At 39.7% G+C, this 24,096-nt stretch carries 25 protein-coding genes and 1 pseudogene; 7 read left to right on the forward strand and 19 right to left on the reverse strand.

The annotated features are described in order from the left end of the window. Positions 1 to 365: 365 nt before the first annotated feature. The 3 genes from UNSWCS_RS04825 to UNSWCS_RS04835 form a co-directional block, all read right to left on the reverse strand. On the reverse strand, positions 366 to 1,256 hold the full coding sequence (locus tag UNSWCS_RS04825) for a glutamate--tRNA ligase family protein (RefSeq protein WP_021087593.1): 891 nt from the start codon (positions 1,254 to 1,256) through the stop codon (positions 366 to 368). Next, positions 1,234 to 1,479, reverse strand: a complete 246-nt coding sequence (locus UNSWCS_RS04830) for an RNA recognition motif domain-containing protein (RefSeq protein ID WP_009294719.1) — start codon at positions 1,477 to 1,479, stop codon at positions 1,234 to 1,236. Before UNSWCS_RS04830 ends, UNSWCS_RS04825 begins: the two co-directional genes overlap by 23 nt. Positions 1,480 to 1,703: 224 nt before the next feature. Continuing rightward, a complete protein-coding gene (locus UNSWCS_RS04835; RefSeq protein ID WP_021087569.1) occupies positions 1,704 to 2,255 on the reverse strand; it encodes a DJ-1 family glyoxalase III in 552 nt (183 codons plus the stop codon). 81 nt (positions 2,256 to 2,336) lie between these two features. Here UNSWCS_RS04835 and UNSWCS_RS11665 point away from each other — a divergent pair, with 81 nt between their 5' ends. Next, entirely contained in the window at positions 2,337 to 2,594 is a 258-nt protein-coding gene (locus tag UNSWCS_RS11665) for a SelT/SelW/SelH family (seleno)protein (RefSeq protein ID WP_257639680.1), read from the forward strand. 43 nt (positions 2,595 to 2,637) lie between these two features. Here the strand turns inward: UNSWCS_RS11665 and UNSWCS_RS04840 are convergent, their stop codons facing one another. The 9 genes from UNSWCS_RS04840 to pheS all read right to left on the reverse strand — a co-directional run bounded on the left by UNSWCS_RS04840 (position 2,638) and on the right by pheS (position 13,097). Beyond that, positions 2,638 to 3,249 carry a DUF4304 domain-containing protein gene (locus UNSWCS_RS04840; RefSeq protein ID WP_021087568.1) on the reverse strand — a complete coding sequence of 204 codons (612 nt, stop codon included), beginning with the start codon at positions 3,247 to 3,249 and terminating at the stop codon, positions 2,638 to 2,640. A gap of 24 nt (positions 3,250 to 3,273) precedes the next feature. Beyond that, positions 3,274 to 3,840: an elongation factor P gene (efp, locus tag UNSWCS_RS04845; RefSeq protein ID WP_004317246.1), complete on the reverse strand. Its 567-nt coding sequence runs from the start codon at positions 3,838 to 3,840 to the stop codon at positions 3,274 to 3,276. Positions 3,841 to 3,861: 21 nt separating this feature from the next. Beyond that, positions 3,862 to 5,442, reverse strand: a complete 1,581-nt coding sequence (serA, locus tag UNSWCS_RS04850) for a phosphoglycerate dehydrogenase (RefSeq protein ID WP_235044385.1) — start codon at positions 5,440 to 5,442, stop codon at positions 3,862 to 3,864. Beyond that, positions 5,436 to 5,873, reverse strand: a complete 438-nt coding sequence (locus UNSWCS_RS04855; protein WP_235044384.1) for a hypothetical protein — start codon at positions 5,871 to 5,873, stop codon at positions 5,436 to 5,438. Before UNSWCS_RS04855 ends, serA begins: the two co-directional genes overlap by 7 nt. Positions 5,874 to 5,923: 50 nt before the next feature. Further along, entirely contained in the window at positions 5,924 to 7,600 is a 1,677-nt protein-coding gene (locus tag UNSWCS_RS04860; RefSeq protein WP_004317168.1) for a 30S ribosomal protein S1, read from the reverse strand. Between the two features lie 80 nt (positions 7,601 to 7,680). After that, entirely contained in the window at positions 7,681 to 8,505 is an 825-nt protein-coding gene (locus UNSWCS_RS04865) for a 4-hydroxy-3-methylbut-2-enyl diphosphate reductase (RefSeq protein WP_021087582.1), read from the reverse strand. After that, positions 8,486 to 9,772, reverse strand: coding sequence for a 3-phosphoshikimate 1-carboxyvinyltransferase (gene aroA / locus UNSWCS_RS04870; protein WP_021087579.1), 1,287 nt, complete (start codon positions 9,770 to 9,772; stop codon positions 8,486 to 8,488). Before aroA ends, UNSWCS_RS04865 begins: the two co-directional genes overlap by 20 nt. Beyond that, the gene (pheT, locus tag UNSWCS_RS04875) at positions 9,769 to 12,105 is read right to left on the reverse strand and encodes a phenylalanine--tRNA ligase subunit beta (RefSeq protein ID WP_021087587.1); all 2,337 of its coding nucleotides are present in this window, start codon (positions 12,103 to 12,105) and stop codon (positions 9,769 to 9,771) included. Before pheT ends, aroA begins: the two co-directional genes overlap by 4 nt. Next, a complete protein-coding gene (gene pheS, locus UNSWCS_RS04880; RefSeq protein ID WP_021087567.1) occupies positions 12,102 to 13,097 on the reverse strand; it encodes a phenylalanine--tRNA ligase subunit alpha in 996 nt (331 codons plus the stop codon). Before pheS ends, pheT begins: the two co-directional genes overlap by 4 nt. Before the next feature lie 118 nt (positions 13,098 to 13,215). Between pheS and UNSWCS_RS04885 the strand changes: the two genes are divergently transcribed. After that, entirely contained in the window at positions 13,216 to 13,569 is a 354-nt protein-coding gene (locus tag UNSWCS_RS04885) for a histidine triad nucleotide-binding protein (protein WP_004317216.1), read from the forward strand. A gap of 79 nt (positions 13,570 to 13,648) precedes the next feature. On the opposite strand, the gene UNSWCS_RS12745 is transcribed toward UNSWCS_RS04885, so the two are convergent. The 3 genes and pseudogenes from UNSWCS_RS12745 to argH all read right to left on the reverse strand — a co-directional run bounded on the left by UNSWCS_RS12745 (position 13,649) and on the right by argH (position 16,178). Further along, positions 13,649 to 13,957 (reverse strand): CZB domain-containing protein, encoded by a 309-nt coding sequence (locus tag UNSWCS_RS12745; RefSeq protein ID WP_375338548.1) that lies wholly within the window; start codon positions 13,955 to 13,957, stop codon positions 13,649 to 13,651. A gap of 57 nt (positions 13,958 to 14,014) precedes the next feature. Further along, positions 14,015 to 14,320 (reverse strand): annotated as a pseudogene (locus UNSWCS_RS12750) (methyl-accepting chemotaxis protein); the annotation flags it as partial. Between the two features lie 457 nt (positions 14,321 to 14,777). Beyond that, on the reverse strand, positions 14,778 to 16,178 hold the full coding sequence (gene argH, locus UNSWCS_RS04895; RefSeq protein WP_021087576.1) for an argininosuccinate lyase: 1,401 nt from the start codon (positions 16,176 to 16,178) through the stop codon (positions 14,778 to 14,780). A gap of 270 nt (positions 16,179 to 16,448) precedes the next feature. Here argH and UNSWCS_RS04900 point away from each other — a divergent pair, with 270 nt between their 5' ends. Next, positions 16,449 to 16,832: a hypothetical protein gene (locus UNSWCS_RS04900; RefSeq protein ID WP_021087597.1), complete on the forward strand. Its 384-nt coding sequence runs from the start codon at positions 16,449 to 16,451 to the stop codon at positions 16,830 to 16,832. Positions 16,833 to 16,840: 8 nt separating this feature from the next. Here the strand turns inward: UNSWCS_RS04900 and UNSWCS_RS04905 are convergent, their stop codons facing one another. The 4 genes from UNSWCS_RS04905 to UNSWCS_RS04920 are packed head-to-tail and all read right to left on the reverse strand — an operon-like array spanning position 16,841 to position 20,316. Beyond that, positions 16,841 to 17,380: a hypothetical protein gene (locus UNSWCS_RS04905; protein ID WP_021087584.1), complete on the reverse strand. Its 540-nt coding sequence runs from the start codon at positions 17,378 to 17,380 to the stop codon at positions 16,841 to 16,843. A gap of 2 nt (positions 17,381 to 17,382) precedes the next feature. Then, the gene (locus UNSWCS_RS04910; RefSeq protein ID WP_021087580.1) at positions 17,383 to 19,560 is read right to left on the reverse strand and encodes a heavy metal translocating P-type ATPase; all 2,178 of its coding nucleotides are present in this window, start codon (positions 19,558 to 19,560) and stop codon (positions 17,383 to 17,385) included. Between the two features lies 1 nt (position 19,561). After that, on the reverse strand, positions 19,562 to 19,765 hold the full coding sequence (locus tag UNSWCS_RS04915; protein ID WP_021087594.1) for a heavy-metal-associated domain-containing protein: 204 nt from the start codon (positions 19,763 to 19,765) through the stop codon (positions 19,562 to 19,564). After that, positions 19,762 to 20,316, reverse strand: a complete 555-nt coding sequence (locus tag UNSWCS_RS04920; protein WP_021087586.1) for a GNAT family N-acetyltransferase — start codon at positions 20,314 to 20,316, stop codon at positions 19,762 to 19,764. The genes UNSWCS_RS04915 and UNSWCS_RS04920 overlap by 4 nt, the downstream gene beginning before the upstream one ends. Before the next feature lie 151 nt (positions 20,317 to 20,467). Between UNSWCS_RS04920 and UNSWCS_RS04925 the strand changes: the two genes are divergently transcribed. The 4 genes from UNSWCS_RS04925 to UNSWCS_RS04940 all read left to right on the forward strand — a co-directional run bounded on the left by UNSWCS_RS04925 (position 20,468) and on the right by UNSWCS_RS04940 (position 23,906). After that, complete coding sequence (locus UNSWCS_RS04925; RefSeq protein ID WP_021087573.1) at positions 20,468 to 21,175, forward strand: YebC/PmpR family DNA-binding transcriptional regulator; 708 nt, start codon at positions 20,468 to 20,470, stop codon at positions 21,173 to 21,175. Positions 21,176 to 21,186: 11 nt separating this feature from the next. Continuing rightward, the gene (locus UNSWCS_RS04930) at positions 21,187 to 21,681 is read left to right on the forward strand and encodes a peptidylprolyl isomerase (protein ID WP_021087564.1); all 495 of its coding nucleotides are present in this window, start codon (positions 21,187 to 21,189) and stop codon (positions 21,679 to 21,681) included. Between the two features lie 11 nt (positions 21,682 to 21,692). Continuing rightward, the gene (locus UNSWCS_RS04935; RefSeq protein ID WP_021084182.1) at positions 21,693 to 23,048 is read left to right on the forward strand and encodes a cation:dicarboxylate symporter family transporter; all 1,356 of its coding nucleotides are present in this window, start codon (positions 21,693 to 21,695) and stop codon (positions 23,046 to 23,048) included. Between the two features lie 165 nt (positions 23,049 to 23,213). Then, on the forward strand, positions 23,214 to 23,906 hold the full coding sequence (locus UNSWCS_RS04940; RefSeq protein ID WP_009294309.1) for an aspartate/glutamate racemase family protein: 693 nt from the start codon (positions 23,214 to 23,216) through the stop codon (positions 23,904 to 23,906). Positions 23,907 to 24,096 lie beyond the last annotated feature (190 nt).

Consider the following 24,096-nt stretch of genomic DNA (forward strand, 5'->3'; position numbering starts at 1 on the left):
ATTTAATAATCAAAAAGCTTAAACAAAAATGCATGCAGTGCTTTAGCACAATTGCATGCCACCTCTAACGTGCGAGGGGATTGGGGGATTTAAAAAGGGGGATAAGGGGACGGCTTCGTAATTCAAGTCCCCTTGTATCCCTTTAGAATAATTTGAATAAAAAAGAAATTTACAAATTTAATCAAGCTATTTTACAAATTTTAAAATTTCATGAGCGAGTAATTTCGGCTCTAAAATTTGAGCTAAGCGATAAGTGAAGTCAAATTTTAATAGTCAATTCTTAGAGGTAAATCGGATTTTAAAATTTACAAAACAACGCATGCAACAGCGCCAACACGCCACATATCTAAATTTTCTAGCAAAATTTAAGAGCCCATCAACTTTTCAGCCATACTTTTGAGCTTAAATTCATACAAAAGGTTTGAAATTTTATCTGCTGAGCTTAAATTTAGTCCAAGATCACTTGCTAGCATTTTGTAGTAAATTTGAGGATTTTGGCTTAGATCTATTGGCGGTGATTTCGAGCTTTTAGAAAGCTTTTTAGCTCCGTATAAAAGTAGCTTGTGATGGATAAATTTAGCATTTAAAAAGCTAAAATTTAGCCTTTTTGCAAGGTATCTTTGAGCTAGCGTGCAAGGCAGCAAGTCCTCACCTCTAACGACCAAATTTACCCCCATATCCTCATCGTCAATGACGCTTGCAAAGTTGTAAGCTGGGGTAAAGTCCTTTTTATAAATGACAAAATCGCCCATCTGCACTGCCACGATCCTGCCAAGTTCGTCGTTTTCATCCACGCTTAGTCTGATAGCGGTTTTATCTTTTATAAATTTTAGCTTTTTATCTTTGCAAATTTTAGTGTAAATGCCGTTTTCATAGGCATCTTTGGTAGCTCTTGTGCATTCACATATGTAAATTTTATCTAGCTTTTCAAGTGCGTTTTCATATCTTTTAGTTCTTGTTTTAAAGCTAAAATTACGCTCAAAGTCGCCAACACTTGTAGCACCTTTGTCATAGCAAAGCCCCAGAAATTCTAAAACGTCAAAGATATTTTGAACAAATTCGCGCCGGTATCTGCCAAGGTCATAATCATCAATCCTTAAGTGCAAAACGCCACCCAATGAGCGCGTCAAAAGATAAGTCAAGATGAAGTTGTAGGCGTTGCCAGCGTGTAGATAGCCGCTTGGCGTCGGAGCTATGCGAGAGACTATGCCACCAGATGGTGGCAAATAGTCATCAATCTCTTGGTCTAGCCTCATTTACTCTTAAAGTGCGTCCGCCGAGTTCTTTTTCATTTAGTGCGTCGATCGCCTTTTGGCCCTCGTTCGCGTCGTCCATTTCAACAAAGCCAAAGCCCTTTGAGCGGTCTGTCTCTCTATCTTTTACGATTTTTGCGCGCCTTACTTCACCAAATTGTGCAAAAGCTTCCTTCAACTCTGCCTCTGTCGTTCTATACGACAAATTTCCTACATAAATGTTCACAGGAGTGTTCCTTAAAAAAATTACCGATTTATTCGGTTAGTGTGATAATAGCTAATTTTCGTCAAAATAACGTTAAAAACCAAAAAATTATTACAAATTTTAAAAAAATATCCTTAAAAGCCACAAATCACAATACCACGGCATTTTAATATCTATCACCAAACAAAATTTATCCTTAAGTTTAAGTAGAATAATTAAATAAAAAATTACAATTTTTTTATAAACTATTTATAAAGTAAATTATTTTTTACTTTAAGGTAAGCCTCATCACCAAGTAAATTTTTCACTATAAAAAGTGCAAATTCCATAGAAAAAGCAGGTCCCTTGCCAGTAATGATATTTTGATCTTTTAGCACGTTTTTATCGCTCACATAGCCTATTTTGTCGCTTCTTACATTCTCTTCAAAGCCAGGATAGCAAACAAAATGCTCTTTTAGCACACGAGCTCGCTCAAGCACCATAGGAGCGGCACAAATGGCACAAATTAGCTTACCTTTTTTGTCAAATTCTTGCAAAATTTCTCTTAGCTTGGTGTCATTTGCGAGATTTTCTGCACCAGGCAGACCCCCTGGAAGCACGATCGCATCATAGCCTAGCTCCTCCACCTCACGAAGTGTGACATCAGCTTTTACATTTATATTGTGAGCACCCCTGATCTGCGCGTCCTTCAAGCTAGCGATAGATGCTATAGCTCCAGCTCTACGCAAAACATCGACGGAGGTTAGCGCCTCGATCTCCTCAAAACCATCAGCTAGGATTACGGCTACTTTTTTCATAAAATCGTCCTTTCTCGTGTTATCTGTTTGTTAGGATAAATTTTATATAATCAAAGCTTATTTCACAAGAAAGGACAGAGCATGCAAGTAAAAATTATTTACTGCAACTCTTGAAACTATCGTCCGGTAGCTTCTCGTGTAGAAGATGAAATAAAAGCGAACTTTAGTGATGCAAGAGTCGAGTTGGTTGTAGGAGATGGTGGAAATTTCATCGTCGAGGTTGATGGAAACGTTATCTTTTCTAAAAAGGATCGCATCGGAAACGATGAGTCAAGGTTCCCACACGGCGAAGAGATCACAACTCTTATAAACAAATATCTCAAAGAAAAGTCGGCTTAATGCTAACTAGCGGGGCAGGCAACTGCCTCGTTTTGCTCCAAATTTACTCTTTAAATTTTATCTCATCTTTTTTATATTTTTTAAGTAGCTCATTTATCTGGTTTTGAAATTTCCCCCATCTTGCTTCACTGCCATGCTTTGCGAAGAGCCTTTTAGCATGAGAGATCAAAATTTCACTTTTGTCTTTTATTAAAAGATATTCATAGAGCTGATTTATCGCTGCAAGGCCGTTTTCTTCAAGCATTAGCTCTATTAAATTTTCTTCAGAGCTATTTTGCTCAAAAAATTTAAAAACAAAACCAAGATCATTTGCTACATTTTCATAAATTTTAGCCATGTCACTATCTGGCTCTAACTCGTAGTGTGAAGCAGATGTGCGAGTGATTTCATGTACTCTAGCTCTAAAATGACACTCATACTCTTTTGGCTTGCTAAGCGCTTCTTTGCCAAGGGTAGCCTCTATAAAAGGGGCGTAAATACCGCAATTTATATAAAATCTCGTGCGCTCTGAGCTATTGCCGCTGCTTTTTTGAAAATTTACAACATAGATAAAATTTGGAGTATTTTTGTAGAAATTTAAAGCGCTCTTGCTAAAGCCATTATACTTAAATAGTGGCTTTAGTAGAGCGATAAGCTCGTCAAATTTCTCTTTCATAAATTTAACGTGCCAGATGTATGGTTATTTATTTGCGCGCTCGATGTACTCGCCACGAACGGTATCGACACGGATGACCTCGCCTTCTAATACGTGAAATGGTATCTGAACTACCGCGCCACTCTCAAGGGTAGCTGGCTTTTTGCCACCTTGTGTATCACCCTTGAAATTTGGTGGAGTTTCAACTATCTTGAGCTCGACTACTTGTGGCACTTCTACGCCGATAGCATTGCCGTTGTGAAATAAAATTTCAACCATCATGCCATCGATCATCCATTTTTTAACATCGCCCACGTCCTCGTCGCTGATCGCAACTTGCTCGTAAGTAGTCGTATCCATAAACTGGCAAAACTCACCATCATCATAGAGGTACTGCATCTCTTTTTCTTCAAGATGCGGTTGCTCGCACTTGTCACCTGCGTGAAAAGTCTTTTCAAGAACCTTTCCATCGACAAAAGATTTGATCTTTGCACGAACAAAAGCTGCACCCTTGCCCGGTTTAACATGTTGATATTCTACGATTTTATAAGGAACGCCATCGATCTCGATCTTTAGTCCCTTTTTTAGATCGCCCATTGAATATGAAGCCATTTTTTATCCTTTCGTAATTTGTTATATAACTGCGTATTGAGCCCAAACACAAGCTTCAAGTGCGTTTAATCTCTCTAGCGTTTCTGTTTTTATATGTTCATCAACCAAGATGACCGCAAGCGCCATGCCGTGCTCATCTCTACCAAGACGGAAGTCTGCGATGTTTATCTTCTCGTCAGCTAAAATTTTACTGATCCGAGCGATAACGCCCGGTACGTCATGGTTTTTAAAGATGATCATCTTGCCTTTTGGCTTGAAGTCAGTCTTAAAGCCATTTACGGTTACGATGCGTTGTTGATTTTCACCAAAGACCGTGCCGCCAACGCTTACGATGCCGTTTTCAGTCGTGAGACGAACTGTGATCTTGTTTTTAAAGATACTATCTCCACCTGTGCTAGTTTCGGTAGTTATGCCTTTTTCGTCGCATAAAAATTTAGCGTTTACGTAGTTTATCGCATCGCCAAGACTCTCTTTTAAAGCGCCCACGATCGCAAAAGTTAGCATTGAATTTGCATATTCGCCAATCTGCCCATGAGTCTCTATACGGACAGCTTTGATCGCGCTTTTGTTTATCTGAGCTGCAAGAAATGCCATCTTGCTTGTAAGATCGATATAAGGCTCAACAAACGGCGGTAGATCTTCTGTTTTTATAGGTAAATTTAAAGCGTTTGGATAGCTTATACCGCGTGCTGCCAAGATAGCCTGCTCGACTGCCTCTACTGCGATGTTGCGCTGCGACTCAAGGGTATTTGCCCCAAGATGCGGTGTGACGCTTACATTATTTAGATCAAGAAGCGGATGGCTTGTCGCTGGCTCTTTTGTAAAAACATCAATACCAGCAAATGCTATCTTGCCGCTTTTTAGCCCTTCATAAAGTGCCTCTTCATTATAAAGGCCGCCTCTAGCGCAGTTTATAAGCCTTACGCCATCTTTCATCTTTGCTATCTCTTTAGCGCCGATCATATCGGTTGTCTCTTTGGTCTTTGGAGTGTGGATCGTGATGAAGTCGCATGCCAAGATGTCATCAAAATTTTTAGTATAAGTGCCACCCATATCGATGACTTTAGATGGATCGATATATGGATCGTATGCGATGATATCCATGCCAAAAGCTTTTGCGCGAGCTGCTACTCTTGAGCCGATGTTACCAAAGCCGATCACGCCTAGCTTTTTCTTAAAAAGCTCAACTCCGTACCACTTCTCGCGTTTCCAAATTCTATCTAGCTTTAGGTCGTTGTGAGCGTATTCAAGTGATCTTGCAGCTGCTAGCATGTGTGCCATAGTTAGCTCAACTGCTGCGATAGTATTTGCAGTTGGGACGTTCATAGCGATGATGCCTCTTCTCGAACAGCCATCTATATCAACGTTATCCACGCCAACACCAGCTCTAACAATAGCTTTTAGTTTTTTACCAGCTTCTAAAAACGCCTCATTCACCTCAGTCGAGCTTCTAGTGATCGCCACATCGGCCTCGCCTAAAATTTTTAAAAGCTCGTCTTTTGGGGTATTAACTGCGTCTATTACATTTATATCTTGTTCTTTTTTTAAAAGTTCAAAACCTACTGGGTGTATCGCATCGCAAACAATGATAGTTTTCATAATTTTACCTCTCTCACACTTGAGTGGATATCGTAAACTCTTAGCTGCAAAATGATATTTTGCAAAAGCCTTGAGTCTTGGGTATTTAAAAAGATCTGGCTTTTGGCGCCGTCCTTTACAACAGTAAAATCAACCTCGCTATTTCTTAAAGTCTGCATCAAGCAGAACATAGAGTAGATGTCGTTTTTATCTATCAAAAGTTCATATGCTGTGATCTTTGGCTTTTCTATCTTAGGTCGGTTGTATTCTATAAAAATTTCATTTACGGGCAATACGTAATCTTTTTTCTTAATAGTTGCCAGCTCATTGATCCAGTTTTCACTGCCGGCTGTGTTTTTGGTTATATTTTGCTCACTTGTAATATTTTTTTCAGTAGTTTGGCTGAAATTTACGCTTGCAAATTTAACAAGATAAACTCCAACCAAACCTAACATCACAAAGAGCAGAACAACAACTGATAAAAGCGTGCGTCTGCCCATTTATACTAGCGTAATTGTTCTTTTATGATGTCGCCAAGTGTTACTTTGTCGTCGTTGTCATTGATCTCATTTAACACTTCACGCTCTTTTTGTTTTGCTAGACGGCGTATGCTTAGGCGAATTCTATTTTTCTTCTCATCGATAAATGCGATAGCAGCTTCGATCTCATCGCCGATTTTAAGCGTGCTTGCATCTACGCTACCTAGATCTTCTTTGCGGATTAACGCATCGACATTATCGCCAAGCTCAACAAATACGCCGAAGTCTTTAATGTCACGGATCGTTCCTTTTACGATGTCGCCTACACTAAATTTATTAGCAAATGCTTGAACTGGACTTTGTTTTAGATCTTTTAGACTTAGAGAAATTTTTTGCTCAGCGCTGTCGATTTTGATGATCTTTACTTCAAGCTCGTCGCCAGCTTTGAACATATCTTTGCACTTGTCATTTCTATCCCAAGATGCATCTTCGTTGTGTAGCAAACCCTCAACGCAGCCTACTCTAACAAATGCACCAAAATTTGTGATAGTTGTCACAACGCCTTTTACTACGTCGCCCTCTTTAAATTTAGCTTTAAATTCATCAAATGGCTTTGGAAGTAAATTTTTAAGGCTCACTCTTAAGCGGTGTCCTTTTGCGTCTATTTCGATAACCTCAACATCGATCTCTTGACCTTCGCTGATGTGATCTTTTGGATTTTTGATATTTTTATCCCATGAAATTTCAGATATGTGCAAAAATCCTTCAATATCATTTCCAAGATCAACAAATGCGCCATAAGGCTCGATATTGCTAACTGTTACTTTGATAGTATCGCCAACTTCTAGACCATCATTTATGATCTCTTCCCAAGGATCTGGAGTAGCAGCCTTGATAGATAGAGATAGGTGGCGTTTTTCGTTGTCATAGCTGATAACTTTAACTAAAACTTTATCGCCTTCTTTGTATAAAGAGCTAGGATTTACTGGGCCTTTGTAGCTTATCTCGCTGTAATGCACAAGTCCGTCTACACCGCCAACATCAACAAACATACCATAAGTTGTGATTTTCTTAACTGTGCCCTCTATAACGCTATCGTTTTCTACTATGTTTGATAGAGCTTCTTTGCGTTTTTTGCGGTCGTCATCTAAAATTTTCTTTCTTGAGACAACGATACTGTTCTCTTCTTTATCAACTTTTATAACTCTTACTTTGTATGATTTTCCAACTACGCCCTCAGCGTTTTTAAATCCGCTGTGCGTTCTTGGTAAGAAAAATTCTACGCCATTTGCGTCTTGAGTGATAAAACCACCTTTATTTTTTCCAACTACTTTTACGTCGATTTCGCCAGAATTTTCAGGATCGTAAGCTTCGATGAAAGCTTTAACTTTCTCTTTTCTAAGTGCTTTTTTGTGCGACACTATAGGTCTTCCATTTCTTGATCCAGTTATTACAACTTTAATCGTATCGCCAACTTTATGCGTCAGGTTACCGTTTGCGTCAGTGATCTCAGAAACATTTAAAATGCCTTCTGACTTCTTGCCAACGTCGATTAAAACCTCATCGCCATTGATACTGACGATCTTTGCGTCACTATCTTCTTCAGTCTTTTTAAAAGACTCCTCTAACATCGCAGCAAAATCGATATCTTCGATATCTTCGTCTTTTGCTTTTCCTAATTGAACACTTTTGTTCACAGCCATCTTGATCCTTTAAATTTTATTATGCCAGTAGAGGCAAATTGGCTTATTATAGTTAATTGTGGCTTTAGCTAGGATAAATTTTATACTTTTTTGATTCTGTCAACGACTTTTTGTATGATCCAGTCAGGCGTGCTAGCACCCGCACTTATGCCACACAAATTTTTGCCCTCAAACCATGATCCCTCAAGTTCTTCTTCGCTTTCTATTAGATAGCTATCTTCGCAAAAATTTTTAGATATTAGGTAGAGTTGTTTTGTGTTTGAGCTGTTTTTTCCGCCGATTATTATCATCACGTCAGCTCTTTTTGCTAAATTTTTAGCAGCCTCTTGATTTTCAAATGTCGCGTTGCAGATCGTGTTAAAAACGCGCAGCTCTTTTACATGAAGCATGAGATAGTTTGCGATCTGCATAAATTTCTCAACTTTTCTAGTCGTTTGACTAACAAGCGCGACCTTTTGCTTAAATTTGATGCCCTCTAGCTCGCTCTCTTCAAGCACGACATAGACGTTGCCCTTAGCATATGACTTCACCCCTTTTACCTCTGGGTGGTGCATGTCGCCAAAGATCACCACATCATAGCCCTCTTCGCTCATTTTTTCGCAAATTTGCTGTGGCTTTGTCACAAATGGACAAGTTGCGTCGATCACTTTTATATCGGTCTTTTTTAGCTCTGCAAGGTCGTTTTTAGTGATGCCATGAGTGCGGATGATCGCCTTTTTCTCATCTTTTAGCTCATCTATGCCCTCAAGCGTCTTTACATTGTAGTTTTTCTCAAGCCTGTTTATCTCTTCATTATTATGTATAAGCGGACCGATAGTTGCGGCATCTCCAGCGTTTTCAGCTATCTTTATCGCCCTTTTTACGCCAAAGCAAAATCCATAACTACTAGCAAGCTCGATCTTCAACCCTAGCTCCCATTTTATTTAAAATTTCAGCAAAATTTGGAAACGAAGTGGCGATAAATTCGCTCTTTTCTATCTGCATGCCACATTTTAGTCCAAGTATGGCAAAGCTCATGGCGATCCTGTGATCTCCGTGGCTGTCTATCGTGGCAGATTTCGCCTCAGAGCCATTTACGATAAAGCCATCTTCAAGCTCGCTAGCATCGACACCGCACTGCTTTAGCGCATTTATCGTGACGGCTATCCTGTCGCTCTCTTTTACGCGAAGCTCTTTTGCATTTGTTAGCTTGCTTTGACCCTTGGCGCAGGCAAATGCGATGGCTAAAGCTGGGGCTTCGTCGATGAGCCACGAGATATTTTCGCTAACCTCTACACCTTTTAAATTTGGCGAGTATCTAACTTCAATATCGCCGATATCTTCGTATTTGCTTGAGGTTTTGTGAAATTTTATCTCAGCGTCCATTTTTTCTAAAACCCTGTAAGCTTCGATGCGAGTTTTATTTAGCAAGATATTTTTTAAAATGATATGCGAATTTGGGATAATTAAAGCTGCGACCGCAAAGAAAAATGCCGAGCTTGGGTCATTTGGCACGTCTATATCAAGTGGCGCAAGTGGGCCTTTCATCGGCTCCAGAGTGATCTCTAGCTCGTCACGCTTTATATCAGCTCCCATGCCTGCAAGCATACGCTCAGTGTGGTCTCTGCTTAGCTCTGGCTCGCTAAATTTGCAGCCATTTGAGTAAAGAGCCGCCAGTAAAAGCGCACTTTTTACCTGAGCTGAGGCGATCTTGCTCTCAAAACTAAATCTTTCAAATTTAGTCCCTCTTATGCAAAGAGGAGCGTTGTTTGCGTTGTTTGCACCATCTATCTTTGCACCCATATCATTTAGAGGCTTTGCTATCCTTGCCATCGGGCGAGAATTTAAGTATTTATCGCCACTTAATACAAAAAGGCCCTCCTGTGCGGCTAGTAGCCCCATAAAAAGCCTCATCGCCGTGCCCGAGTTGCCACACTCTAAAATTTCATTTGGCTCTTTTATCTTTTGTGGCGGAGTGATCGTTATCTCAGCTCCGTTATCTTCGATCTTTGCGCCAAGGAGCTCGACGATCTTTAAGGTATTTAGCGTATCGCCTGCTCTTAGATAGTTTCTAACGCGAGATGGTTTGTCGCTTAAAAGCGAAAACATTGCACATCTATGCGAGATAGACTTGTCAGCTGCGATGTCATAGATGGTTAAATTTAGACTTTTTTCTAATGGATAAATTCTCATCTTATTCCGATATTTAGTTTCTCTTTTAGCTCACTTAAAATTTTATCCATAAGTGCGTTTATATCGTCATCTTCGAGCGTTTTTTCCATATCTTGAAATGTAAATTTAAGGCTAAGGCTGATCGCACCGTTTAGTTTCGCATCTTTATAGATATCAACCGGCAAGAACTCTTTTAGCTCTTTTAAATTTAGCCCTCTTATGCACTCATAAATTCGTCCTGCCTCGAAATTTTCAGGCACAATGAAACTAAGATCTCTTGTAGTGCTTTGGAATTTTGAGTAAGGCACTGCTAAGATTGGTTCAAATTTAAGCTTTGAAAAATCAATCTCACAGACATAAGTTTTAGGCAGATCTCTTTTTGCCTCTACTCTTGCATCTACTCTGCCAATATAGCCGATCTTTTCGCCATTTTGATAGATGTGCGCCTGCTCGTATGGGCTAAGATAAGATATTTCGCGGCAAGGTTTTAGCTCAAATTTACCTATTACATTTTGCACCATCGCTGCAAATGCGTAGAAATTTGCCTCTTCGCCCTTTGCGCCGTTTATAAGTGTTGGCTCTTTTAAGAGACCTGATACGACAAAGCCTAAATTTAAGCCTTGGTTTGCATTTTCATCAAAAACTTCGCCAAGCTCAAAAAGTCTAACTGAACGTTTTGAGTTTTTGATGTTTTTCTCGCTTGAGCTTAGAAGGTGATTAACAAGTGCTGGTCTAAGCGTGTTTAGCTCGTTGTTTATAGGATTTAGTATCTTGATCTTGCAAGGTTTGAAATTTAGCTCACCTAGCTCATCAAAGCTGTCAAATACGTAGTGCACGCTTTCAAAAAAGCCATTGTCGGCTGCACGGTGTCTTAAATTTAAAGCATTTTTATAGTCAAAATATGTCTTATTTAGCCTATTTTTCTCAGAAAAATTTAGCGGCGTTGAGGCGATATTGTCGATGCCTATTATCCTTACGATCTCCTCGCAGATATCATGAGAATTTACGATGTCATGGCGAAATAACGGCACTTTTACGTTAAAGCTCTCTTGCTCGACATTTACCGCGATCTCAAAGCCAAGTTTCTTTAAAATTTTAACGACATCGTTTCTTGCAACCTCTTGACCGATCATATTTTTAAGCTCACCAAGTGAGATGCTAAGCGTGATAGGCTCGGTGTTTAGAAGCGATTGTTGTGAGCCAGCAAAAAGGCTTAGGCTATCTTTAAAGCTAGCTAGCCTTTTAAAAAGATAGTCCGCCCCGTAAGCTAAATTTGGCTCGCTACCACGGCTTGAGCGATACACTTGATCGCCTTTTGGTAAATTTTTATTTTCAAAAATGGCCTTTGAGACAACATCTGGTTTTACGTAGCTAGCCTCTACCAAGATCACCTTTGAGCCCTCATCGACCCTAGCTTCATCGCTTTGGTAAATTCCAGCAACGCCTAAATTTCTATCCTCACAAAAGACCACGCACTCGCCATTTTCGCCATTTTTGATGTCAAAAACTGCCTTTTCGCCCTCGCCTACAAGCTTAGCGTGATCATAAGCTCTAAACAAGACGCCCGTGCAAAATGTCGCGTATTCAAGCAGTCTTTCTACTAAATTTGTCTTTTGGCAATCAATTAGAGCTAACCTCAACCTAGTTAATAAATTTTCACTTAACGCATTTTTTAGCTCAAATGCTTTATACAAAAACGAGCCATTTACCTTATCTTCGGTTCGCACAGACGCGATCCTGCCGATGCCTAGTAAATTTTCGCTATCTTCATTTTCGTGGCTATCTTTCATATTTAGATCAAGCGCAGTGCAAATTTCTCTTGCGATGCCGTGTAAATTTTGGCAGTCGCCTCTGTTGGCTGTGACATCAACCTCGATGATCACATCTTTAAACGCTTCAAATTCGCCAAGACTTGTGCCAAGTTTTAGCTTGCCGATACTCTCATCAAGTGGCAAGATGCCGTCATTTGTCTTAGGTAGTCCTAGCTCAGTTGAAGAGCAGATCATGCCGCATGACTCGATGCCTCTTAGCTTTGCCTTTTTGATCTCAAGACCATTTGGCATCGTCGTGCCAATGAGCGCGACTGGCACAAACTGACCAGCCTCGACGTTTTTAGCCCCGCACACGATCTGAAGCGTTTCGCTGCCAACATCAACCTGACAAACGCTTAGCTTATCGGCATCTGGGTGCTTTTCTCTACTTTTTACGTAGCCAACTACGATGCTTTTTGGTAAATTTATCTCTTTATAGCTATCAACTTCTAAACCGATTGAATTTAATGTCTTTGAAAGTGTCTCACCGCTAACCTCGCTAAGGTCGATCCACTCGTTTAACCAATGCTTTGAAATTATCATTTAAACTGCTCCAACAATCTTAAATCTCCCTCAAAAAGTGACCTTAGATCAGGCACTCTATGAAGCAACATCGCAAATCTCTCAACGCCAAGGCCAAAGGCATATCCACTTACATTTTTATAGCCAACCGCCTTAAATACATTTGGATCAACGACGCCGCATCCAAGCACCTCAAGCCAAGTAGTCTGCTTGCACACCCTGCAGCCCTTGCCATGGCAGAATATACAACTAATATCAACCTCTGCACTAGGCTCCGTAAATGGGAAAAAGCTAGGGCGAAAACGCACTTCAACGTCGCCAAACATGTGCTTTAAAAAGCCCTCTAACATTGATTTTAAATTTGCAAAGCTAACTTTCTCAGCATCCTCCACCACAAGGCCCTCGACCTGGTGAAACATCGGTGTATGCGTTAAGTCCATATCACGTCTAAAGACCGTGCCTGGCGCTATCATGCGAATAGGTGGCTTTTGATTTAGCATAGTTCGCACCTGAACTGGGCTCGTATGCGTCCTTAAAAGTCTAAAATCATCTAGGTAAAATGTATCTTGCATATCCCTTGCTGGGTGGTATTTTGGTAAATTTAGCGCCTCAAAGTTGTGAAAATCATCTTCTATAAGCGGCCCAGTCTCGAGCGAGAAATTTAGAGCTAAAAAGTACTCGATTATCTTATCCATCGTAGCCATCACAGGGTGCAGCGCCCCGCTAGCAACAGGCTCGTTAAAGAGCGTGATATCAGCGGCCTCTTTTTTCATCTTGTTATCTATCTCTTGCTCGCTAAGCTCAGCCTTTTTAGCTTCTATAAGCGCGCTTAGCTCATCTCTTTGCTTGTTTAAATTTGCTGCAAATTCCTTTTTCTCATTCTCGCCAAGCTCTTTTAGCTTTGCAAAGCCTTGCGCCAAGATGCCCTTTTTGCCAAAAATTTCTACCCTGACCTTCTCCAGATCATCAAGAGTTGAAATTTCATTTTTGATTTTGTTAATGAAATCTTGCAATTTTTTACCTTTATGAATTTTTGCATCGATTTTATAGAAAAAGAGTTAAAATCAAGATAAAAAGCGCGAAATTTAAGCACACTTTGATATAATTTCTCAAACTTTCAAAGGAGCTAAAATGACCATATTTGAAAAGATCGTTGCTGGTGAAATTCCTTGTAACAAAGTGCTTGAAAGCGAGAAATTTCTAGCTTTTAACGACATCAACCCAAAAGCGCCGATCCACATCCTCATCATCCCTAAAAAACACTACAAAAACTTCCAAGAGATGGATCCAGTTTTGATGGGTGAGATGACTAAATTTATCCAAGAAGTGGCGAGCTTAATGGGCGTTGATAAGAGCGGATACCGCCTCATAACAAACTGCGGTGAAAACGGCGGTCAAGAGGTTATGCACCTGCACTTTCACTTACTTGCTGGCGCAAAACTTGGCTGGAGTGAAGGTGTAGCTGATCCACAAAGCACATTTTAAAAATAAAATTTAGACTCTTTTTGAGTCTAAATTTCACTTCAAATTTTTACTTTTTAAAACATCATAAATTTAAATAAATTTATTTCCTAGCGGCTTTTACCGCTTCAAGTAGCTCTTCAAAGCCTGCCTTACTTGAGTGCTCGACGTCCTTTAGTATCTCGACACCTGCTAAATGTCCCTTATCTTTGTCAGCAAAAATCGCCATAGCCTTATCTAGTCCGTGATGGACATTTTCGTGGTGCGCAGCTATGCTTGAGAGGGTTCTTGGATCTTTTATGATGGTATTTTTCACATCCTTTTCATACCACTTGCCAAATCTACACTCATGCACGTCTTGAATTTTATTTATCTCGCCAAGCAAGACGCCTCGGTAGCCATTTAGCTTCATGTTGATGTGATCTATCTTGCCGTTACTTACATTTACTTCGTTTGTTACGTTTAGGGCTTGATTTAGGATGTTTTGCGTGTTGGCATTTACGCTTGAGATGTTGCCCTCAAAGCCACCTAAAATTTGCATCGCATTTGCTGAAATTTTAGAGAAACTCTCGCTCATTTCTATCATCGTGTTCGCACTTTGCTTAAGGCCATTTATATTTACTTCAACCTCAAGCGTAGCCTTTTGCGTGCGCTCTGCAAGCTTTCTAACCTCATCTGCAACGACTGCAAAGCCTCGTCCATGCTCGCCCGCACGAGCCGCCTCGATAGCAGCATTTAGTGCTAGCAAATTTGTCTGATCTGAGATGTCTTTTATGAGATTTATGATCTCAACAATAGAATTTACACTTCCATCAAGCGAAGAGGCGTCGTTTGAGAGATCGCCACTCATCTGGCTTACTTGCTCGATCGAGCTTAAAATTTCAGCCGTTTGAGACTTGAGCTCGCCTGTTTCTTTGAAGGTTTTTTCATTTAAATGGTTTATATTTTCAAGCATTTTTAGGTTTTCTTCGATGGTTGATTGTAAGAAATTCATACCATCTTGATAGCTAGTAAGCAGCAAATTTACAGCCTCTTGCTTATCCTTAGCTTGCTCTTTTGGCTCGCAAGTTTTGGCATTTTTTAGCTCATTTTTAAGTGCTAAAATCTCAACCTTTAAAGCTTCATTTTCTCTCTCTAAAGCTTCATTTTTACTACCAAGCTCTTTGCTTTTGCTGTCAAAAAACATTTTTCATCCTTTAAAATTTGTAAATTTTGCGTAATTATAACTCTTTTTACTTAAGCCAGTCGTCTAAAATTTGAATTTGCTCTTCAACACTTTTATTTGACGTGCCGCCTTTTGAGTAACGTGCCTCTTTTGAAGCATACAAATCAAGAAATTTAACGGCTTTTGTATCTAAATTATCATCAACGCTTTTTAGCTGCTCTTCGTTTAATTCACTTAAATCAAGTCCCAAGCTTTCAGCCTTTGCAACAGCTTTACCCACTATAAAGTGAGCTGTCCTAAATGGGATATTTTTCTCACGCACTAGATAGTCCGCCAGATCAGTGGCACTTAGATGCCCTGTTTTTGTCGCTTTTAGCATATTTTTTTCATTAAATTTAGCCGTTTTTATCATCTCATTTAGAATGGTAGCCGAGCTTAAAATGGTCGCAACGCTATCAAAAACACCCTCTTTATCTTCTTGCATATCTTTATTGTAAGCAAGTGGCAAGCCCTTCATCGTAGTTAGCAGCGCTACTAAATTTCCATTTACACGCCCAGTTTTGCCGCGTATGAGCTCGGCGACGTCTGGATTTTTCTTTTGAGGCATGATGGAGCTACCTGTGCTGTAAGCGTCGCTAATGCTTACAAAGCCAAATTCCTGCGAGCTCCAAAGTATGAGCTCCTCACAAAGCCTAGAAGCGTGCGTCATAAAAACGCTAATGTTAAATAAAATTTCAAGCGCAAAGTCGCGGTCGCTCACACTATCCATCGCATTTTGCGTGCAGCCTGCAAAGCCAAGCTCGCTTGCAACGATGCTCCTATCTATCTTGTGCGGCGTGCCTGCAAGGGCTGCTGAGCCAAGCGGACTTAGGTTGTTTCGCTCATACGAGCTGACAAATCGCTCAAAATCCCTTTTAAACATAAAAGCGTATGCTAGTAAATGATAGCTAAGGCTTACTGGCTGGGCATGCTGAAGGTGTGTGTAGCCTGGCATTAGCGTATCTTTGTGGTTTTTGGCTAAATTTGCAAGCGTGGCGATGAGCTCTTTGATGAGAGATGAAATTTCTAAATTTTTCTTCAAAACATAAAATTTAAAATCAAGCGCAACTTGGTCATTTCTGCTTCTAGCTGTGTGTAGTCTGCCGCCAAGCTCAGCTCCTATGATCTCGCTAAGGCGCTTTTCAACGGCCATGTGGATATCCTCATCCTCTATCTTAAAAGCAAATTTACCAGCTCTTATCTCAGCCAAAACCTCATCAAGCCCTTTTATGATCGCCTCTGACTCGTCTTTTTTCAAAATTCCGCAAATTCCTAGCATTTTAGCGTGCGCTTTACTGCCAGCGATGTCCTCTTCAAAAAGATTTTTATCAAAATTTATAGAAGCGTTAAATTCTTCAAGCAACTTCGAGCTAGCCTCGCTAAATCTGCCCTCCCACATCTTTTTATGTGCGTTTTCATTTTTTTTCATAGCTTTGCCTTTGATTAATTTTGCGTGATTTTAACAAAATGGTACTTAACTAGGCTTTTACGAGCATTTTAAAAAATAAAATTTTTGGTCAAAAAGGTGAAATGTAATATAAAAATTATGTTAGAGTAGTAAAAAAGTTATATATATAATTTACATTTAAGGTTATTAAAATATAATTCGCCCAGCAACTTTTTAAAAACTATTTCAAGTTTTTTGATTTATTGCCGATATAGTTATAAATGAAGAAATAAACTAAAAAGGAAGGACGATATGCAAATAGATGCAAATATGAACTCAAATGTTTTCTATCACAACGGCTACACATCTATATCATCAAGTAGCGCTAAAACCAGCATATTAGTATCTTCTGGCTATGGTACAAAAGATATCGTTAGAAGTAATGATGTGCATGTCGAACAAAGAGAAGAAGTTAGACAAAAACCTACAATTATTAGAAAAGAAGATGTCACAGAGTTACAAAAAAATTTAGAAAAATTACAAGATCAAAGAAGCGATATAGCTGATCAAATTTCAAGCATCCAGCACCTGAAAGATCGTGATTCTATGCAGATGCTTCATCATCTAAATTTAGAACAATCAAGCATTCAAAATAACATTTTAAGTATTAAAACTCAGATGACTGAAATGGTATAGGCTTGAGACTAAGCCTTACCGATAATAGTTTTTAAAACCAAACAAAAATCCTCTAAAAAGTATCCCATTGACTTATAGAAGTTACTGTTAGCATTTTGTTCAAGCTCTTTTGCAAGTTGCTCGGCATATGGCAAGAAAAAAGAGAGGCTAAAAGCAGCAAGAAGTTGCATAGACTCTTTAGTCGCCTCTTTTTTTAAGATATTTGCTATCAAAATGAGCTGATTTGAGATGCTATCAACCTCGCCCATTTTTGGCTCAAAATTTATAGCTTTGTAAAACTGCGCCAAATCATCTTTTGCACTTGAAAAATAATAACTTGCTTCAAACTTTTGTTTCAAAATTACATAATCATCACACAAGACAGCACTACTCTCATCTTTGATAAATTTAGCGTAAAGTTCGTTTCCTTTTACGTTCGCATCACTCTTTGTCTGTGTTATCCACGCACTTGTCTTTTTGATACGCATAAAAGATGAGATACCCAAGATGCCATTAAAATTTGTAGCAAGTGCAGCTGCTACGACGCTGTAAAGCTCTCCAAGTCTCAAATTTAATCCTTAAGCTTCAAATATCTAAGTCTAAGCGCATTTAGCACGACAGTGACCGAGCTTAAGCACATCGCCATAGAGCCATAAACTGGGCTTAGAAGCAGTCCAAATACCGGATATAGCACGCCAGCGGCCACTGGTATGCAAATGGCGTTATACATAAATGCCCAAAACAAATTCTCTTTTATGTTAGCAATAGTCGCATTTGCAAGCTTTACAAGCCCGCTAACGCCGCGCAGATCGTTTTTAACGAGCACGATATCACCAGCGCCTTTAGCGATGTCTGAGCCTGAGTTCATAGCGATGCCAACACTTGCTTCTTTAAGCGATGGTGAGTCGTTTATGCCGTCCCCTACAAAGATCACGCCACCTCGGCTCATGAGCTCTTTTACCTTGTTAAATTTATCCTCAGGCAGCATATTTGCATAATATTCGCTCACATTTAGCTTGCTAGCGATATTTGCCACTACTTTTTTATCATCACCTGAGAGGATCACGCTTTGTAAATTTAGCCTTGAAAGCTCGTTTATAACGTCATTTGCTTCATTTTTTAGCTCATCACTTAGCGTTAAAAAGCCGCTAAATTTTTGATTTAGCGCACAAAGTATGACGCCGCTTCCATCATTTGCAGCCTCTTTTATTGCTTCACTATCTGCTTCATTTAGCAAGATATCGTTTGCTGCGAGCAGCTTTTCGTTACCTATTATTATCTTGTTACTCTCGTCTTCATAGACAATGCCTTGACCAACTACGTTTTGAAATTTGCCATTTAGCTTTTGTAAATTTATGTAATTTTGTTTTGCGTATCTTACGATCGCTTTTGAGATCGGATGCTCGCTTAAATTTTCAGCAGATGCCACTAGCTCTAGCTCTTTTTCGCTCAAATTTGAACTTTTGACGCTAATTAGCCCCTTACTTAGCGTGCCAGTTTTGTCAAATGCTACAAATTTAGCATCTTTTATAAGCTCCAAAACCTCTGGATTTTTCACCAAAATCCCAGCTTTTGCACCACGCGAGAGGGAGCTTACGATTGCTATTGGCGTGGCAAGTCCTAGTGCGCATGGGCATGAGATGATAAGCACGCAGATCGCGCTAGAGATCGCATAGGCGAAATTTCCACCAAAAATTATCCATATAAAAAATGTAAGAACTGAGATCGCCACGACGCTTGGCACAAAGATGTTTGCTATCTTGTCAGCCAGCCGTCCGATAGGCATCTTTTTAGAGCTAGCGTCGCTTAACAAGCTTAAAATTTGAGATAGCAAGCTTTCAAAAGAACTCTTTGTTACCTTGACGCTTATATAGCCATTTGTGTTTAGAGTGCCGGCAAATACGCTATCTCCCACCTCTTTATAAACTGGCAAGCTCTCTCCTGTAAGCATAGAAGCATCTATCTCAGCGCCACCTTGAACTATCACGCCATCACTTGGGATGTTGTAGCCATTTTTTACGATGACGATGTCGCCTACTTTTAGCTCATTTACATTTACCTCTTTGCTCTGTCCATCTGGCATGACCAAAAAGGCGGTCTTTGGTGAAATTTTAAGTAGCGTCTTTAGGTAGTCGCCTGCCTTTGCCTTTGAGCGCTCTTCAAGATACTTGCCAAGCAAAACAAAGGCTATTATCATCGCTGCGCCCGAGACATAGACGTTTTTTAGATCATCTGGGATGAAATCTGAAAAGATCACAACAAAAAGCGAGTATAAAAACGCACTGCCGCTTCCAAGAGCTACAAGCACGTTCATATCGTAGTTTTTGTTTTTAACAGCCTCTATGGCGTGAGCAAAGAAGTCTTTGCCACTAAAAGCTAGCACCAAAAACGCTAAAACTAGCATGAGTAAATTTACTAGCAAGTTATGAGGCGCGAACATCTCAAGCGCCATTATCACGATGCTTGTGATAAATGCAAATATAAATTTATTTCTTATCGAGGTTATATGCTCGTCTCTTTTGGCTTCAAATTCATCAATATTTGTCGCCACAAAGTAGCCAAGCTTCTTTATCTTTTGCTCTAAAACTTCACGCACGCTAGCGTCTTTTAGGACAAACTCACCGCTTGCGTTTGCAAAATTTACATTTGCTTCAAGCACCCCATCTATCTTTTTGGAAACTTTCTCGATAGCGTTTGAGCAATTTACGCAGCTCATTCCCGCTATATTTAGCTTGACTTTTAAAGGCATATCAAAGCTCCTTTATAACGTCAAATCCCAGATCAGCCATTTCTGATTTAAATTTCTCTACATCGCCATCTTTTATATCAAGGCTTACTTGCCTTGGCACCTTGCTAAGATCGACTTTTATCTCGCCAAAGTCATCCTCAAGTGCGTTTTTTATGGTATTTGCGCAGTTTTGGCAATGCACATTATTTACCTCAAATGTTTTCATATTATCTCCTTTATCATGTGGTCGTATTCGTGTAAATTTATGATCTTTTTGGTGTTAAATTTAAAGCCAAGGCTCTCGTAAAATTTACGAACTTTTGGCTTATTTACATCAACTATCAACGAGACTTTTTTATGTCCTAGTTCTTTTGCTTTGGCAAATGAGTGCAAGATAAGCTCTTTTGCAAGCCCTTGACCTCTAAATTTCTCATCCACAGCGATGCTATCTATATAAAACTCATCATCAAAGCACTCTTTTTCTATCTGGGCATCTTTGCCAAGAGCCTTTAGATGCTGTGAAATTTCTCTATCAAGCTGCCATGCGTCGCCGCCAAAGTAAGCACACATCGCAGCGATGATCACGTCGTCGCATTTATAGACATAAACATTTTTATAGCTAAGTCTGTTTGTCTCGCTTTTAAAAAATTTCTCTAAAATTTCGTCGCTTCTTACAGGATCGTCGTAGCCACTTAGCTTGTAGGCGATATCCTCCATCGCTAAATTTAGTAGTTTTATGCAGATTTTTGCATCTTGTTTTTGAGCATTTTTTATCATGAGTATGATTATATGCCTTTAGCTTAAATTTTTACCAAATATTATTTTCAAATTTGCAAATTATGCACTTTAGCAGGCAAACTAAAAATGTTTTAAAAAAGTATAAAATTTTTTTAGTTATAATCCGTAAAAAATTTATTTAAGGATATTTATGGGACGAGCATTTGAGTACCGAAGAGCAGCAAAAGAAGCTAGATGGGATAAGATGAGCAAGGTATTTCCAAAACTTGCAAAGGCTATAACAGTAGCGGCAAAAGATGGCGGATGTGATCCAGATATGAACCCAAAACTTCGTGCAGCCATCGCAGCAGCAAAGGCTGAAAATATGCCAAAAGATAACATTGATGCGGCTATAAAAAGAGCAAATGGCAAAGATAGCGCAGATATCAAGACTATCTTTTATGACGGCAAAGCAGCTCACGGCGTGCAAATAATCGTCGAGTGCGCTACTGACAACCCAACAAGAACAGTTGCAAATGTAAAAGCGATATTTAGCAAAAATGGCGGAGAAATTTTGCCAAGTGGCAGCCTTAGCTTTATGTTTACAAGAAAGAGCGTTTTTGAGCTTGAAAAACCAAGCGCAGATATCGAAGAGATCGAGCTTGAGCTGATTGATTATGGTCTAAGTGACATCGAAGAAGATGAAAACGCACTATTTGTTTATGGTGATTACGCAAATTTTGGCACACTGCATGAAGGGATAGAGAAGTTAAATTTAGTAGTTAAAAAAGCTTCACTTCAGTACTTGCCAAATCAAACCGTGAGCCTAGATGAAGAGCAAATGCTTGAGATTGAAAGGCTTCTTGACAAGCTAGAAGACGACGATGATGTCCAAGCAGTTTATACAAATATCGAGTAAAAAGGAGCAACATGCGTTTTGATGAGTTAAAAGTTTATGATATAAATTTAGACGAGCTAAAAAAAGATAAATTTGCGGTTTTAAAGACAGAAAAAGGTGAGATAGGACTTGAGCTTTTTGCCGAGGATGCACCGCAAGCTGTTGCAAATTTTGTCCATTTGATAAAGTCAGGCTTTTATAATGGCCTAAATTTTCACAGAGTTATACCAAATTTCGTCATCCAAGGTGGTTGCCCAAATGGCACAGGCACAGGCGGTCCTGGCTGGAGGATAAAATGCGAATGCGATAATCAAAAGGTAAAGCACGAGCGTGGCAGCCTTAGCATGGCTCACGCAGGTCGCGACACTGGCGGATCACAGTTTTTCATCTGCCACAGCAAGCAACCTCATCTTGACGGCGTGCATACAGTCTTTGGAAAGTGCGCTGACGATGAGAGCTTAAAGGTGCTTGACGCTATCAGGCAAGGCGACAAGATCCTCTCAGCAGAGATCAAGCAGAGCCTATAAAAGGGGAATTTATGGAGAGTGCAAAAACGCAAAAAAGTCTCTTTGTGAGGCTATTTACCAATCTCGCCATTTGGGTTGTGATAGGTATAGTTGGCGGTGTTATCGTCGGTATGGTCGCACCTGAGCTTGGCATAGCGAGCAAGCCAGGCATTGATTATTTTATAAAAGCCCTTAAAATTTTAATCGGCCCTATCATCTTTTTAACAATCGTCTCAGGCATCGTCGGACTTGAGAGCTTAAAAGATCTTGGCACCATCGGACTTAAGGCATTTATCTACTTTGAGATAGTTAGCACGCTCGCTCTTGCTGTTGGTATCATCTTTGGCGAGACACTTCGTCCAGGACACGGCATGAACCTTGACTACACTCAGCTTGACGCCTCAAGTGTGGCTAAATTTACATCTCAAGCTGGAAATATGGACGCAAATAGCGGCTTTTTAGCACACACGCTTCATCTTTTAAGAGGCGCTGTGCCAGTAGATGACATCTTCCCTTACGTGCATATACTTGATCCATTTATAAAGTCAAACACACTTCAAGTGCTTTTCATGGCGATAGTCGTTGCCATCGTGCTTTCACTACTTGCTCATGATAAAAAGCAAGCTTGTCTAAAACCGCTTGAATTTATCCAGCACTACGTCTTAAAATTACTTACTTGGCTTATGCTATTTAGCCCAGTGGCTGCCTTTTCGGCGATGGCTTATTTGATCGGTAAATTTGGCATCGGAACGCTTCTTGGTATGATGGAGCTTCTTGTTGTTATGGCACTTGCAAGCTGCTTTTTCATCTTTGTCGTGCTTGGCGTCATTTGCTACTTTGCCAAGGTCAATGTTTTTAAATTTATGCGCTTTATCTCAAAAGAGGTCTTGGTCGTTTTTGCGACAAGCTCGAGCGAGACAGCCCTTGCGCCACTTATGCAAAAGCTAGAAGCAGCTGGCATAAATAGAGGCGCAGTTGGCCTTATCATCCCAACTGGCTACTCATTTAACCTTGACTGCACCAACATCTACCTAAGCCTAAGCGTTATCTTTTTAGCTCAAGCATTTAATATCCCGCTAAGTTTTGAGCATCTAATAAGCATACTAATCGTGCTAATGATCACAAGTAAAGGCGCGGTTGGCGTTACAGGATCTGGCTTTGTCGTCCTTGCTGGCACACTAAGCGCACTTCCAAGCACTGGCATACCAGTCGTCACCGTAGCTGTGCTACTTGGCGTTGATAAATTTATGTCAGAGATGCGTGCTGTTGGTAACCTTTGCGGTAATGCCGTTGGCTGCATGATCGTATCTATCTGGGACAAAAAGGTCGATATGGAGAAATTTAGATACGCGCTAGATCATCCGGACGAATTTCACTTCCACTCATAATAGAATTTTTTAAGGGGCAAATCGCCCCTTTTTATCTTAAAATTTACTTCAAAACTTAAAGTGCTTATCCCCTATTTTTACAATACCAAATGAAAATTTAGAAATTTTATTTTTAAATATAGAAACTAATATTATAATTATTGAAAATTTTAATTTGGAGGAGTTATGAAGACATTAGGCATCATAGGCGGCATGGGACCACTTGCCACGGCTGATTTATACAAGAAGATCATCGATATAACCCCAGCAACTTGCGATCAAGAGCACCTACACATCGTTATCGACTCATACGCTCAGATAGAAGATAGGACAAAATTTATCATGGGTGAGGGAGAAAGCCCGCTTCCAAAGCTAATTCAAAGTGCTAAACTTTTAAAAAATGCAGGATGCGAGGCGATGCTAATGGCTTGTAATACAGCTCACTACTTTGCCCCAAGCATCGAAAAAGAGGCTGGAGTGAAAATTTTGCACATTGCAAAAGTTACAGTAGATGCCTTGCAAAAAAAATATCCGCACGCTAAAAATATCGCTGTCATCGCAACAAGTGGCACAAAAAAGGCTGGCGTTTATGATCAAATTTTAAAAGAGCGCGGGCTAAAAAGCGTGGATTTTAGCAAAGAGACGCAAGATGTCATCATGGAGTGCATCTACAAAGGTGTCAAAGCTGGTAAGCTAGAAGAGTATGTGCCGGTATTTTATGAAGTGCTTTCAAACATTGAAGCTGACGTTTATATCGCAGGCTGCACCGAGATACCGATGTTTTTGCCATTTATCAGTAGCGAGTATAAATTTATAGATGCGACATTTGAGCTAGCAAAAGCTGGCGTAGAATTTGGACTAGAAAAGAGAGTATTTTGATTAAATTTAGCCAGATACCTGGCTAAATTTACATTTTAACTACAAAAATCCTACAACTTATACTAAATACAACAGCGACTTTTATAGTAGAAATTTGATATCAAATTTAGCTGGAGTGTTCTGGCTAAATTTTAGCTCTAACTACAAAGATCGTTTGTATTAAATTTTTTGATATCTGATGGGTGATTTT

It is taken from the genome of Campylobacter concisus UNSWCS (genome assembly GCF_000466685.1).
In the GTDB taxonomy this organism is placed as follows: Bacteria; Campylobacterota; Campylobacteria; order Campylobacterales; family Campylobacteraceae; genus Campylobacter_A; species Campylobacter_A concisus_A.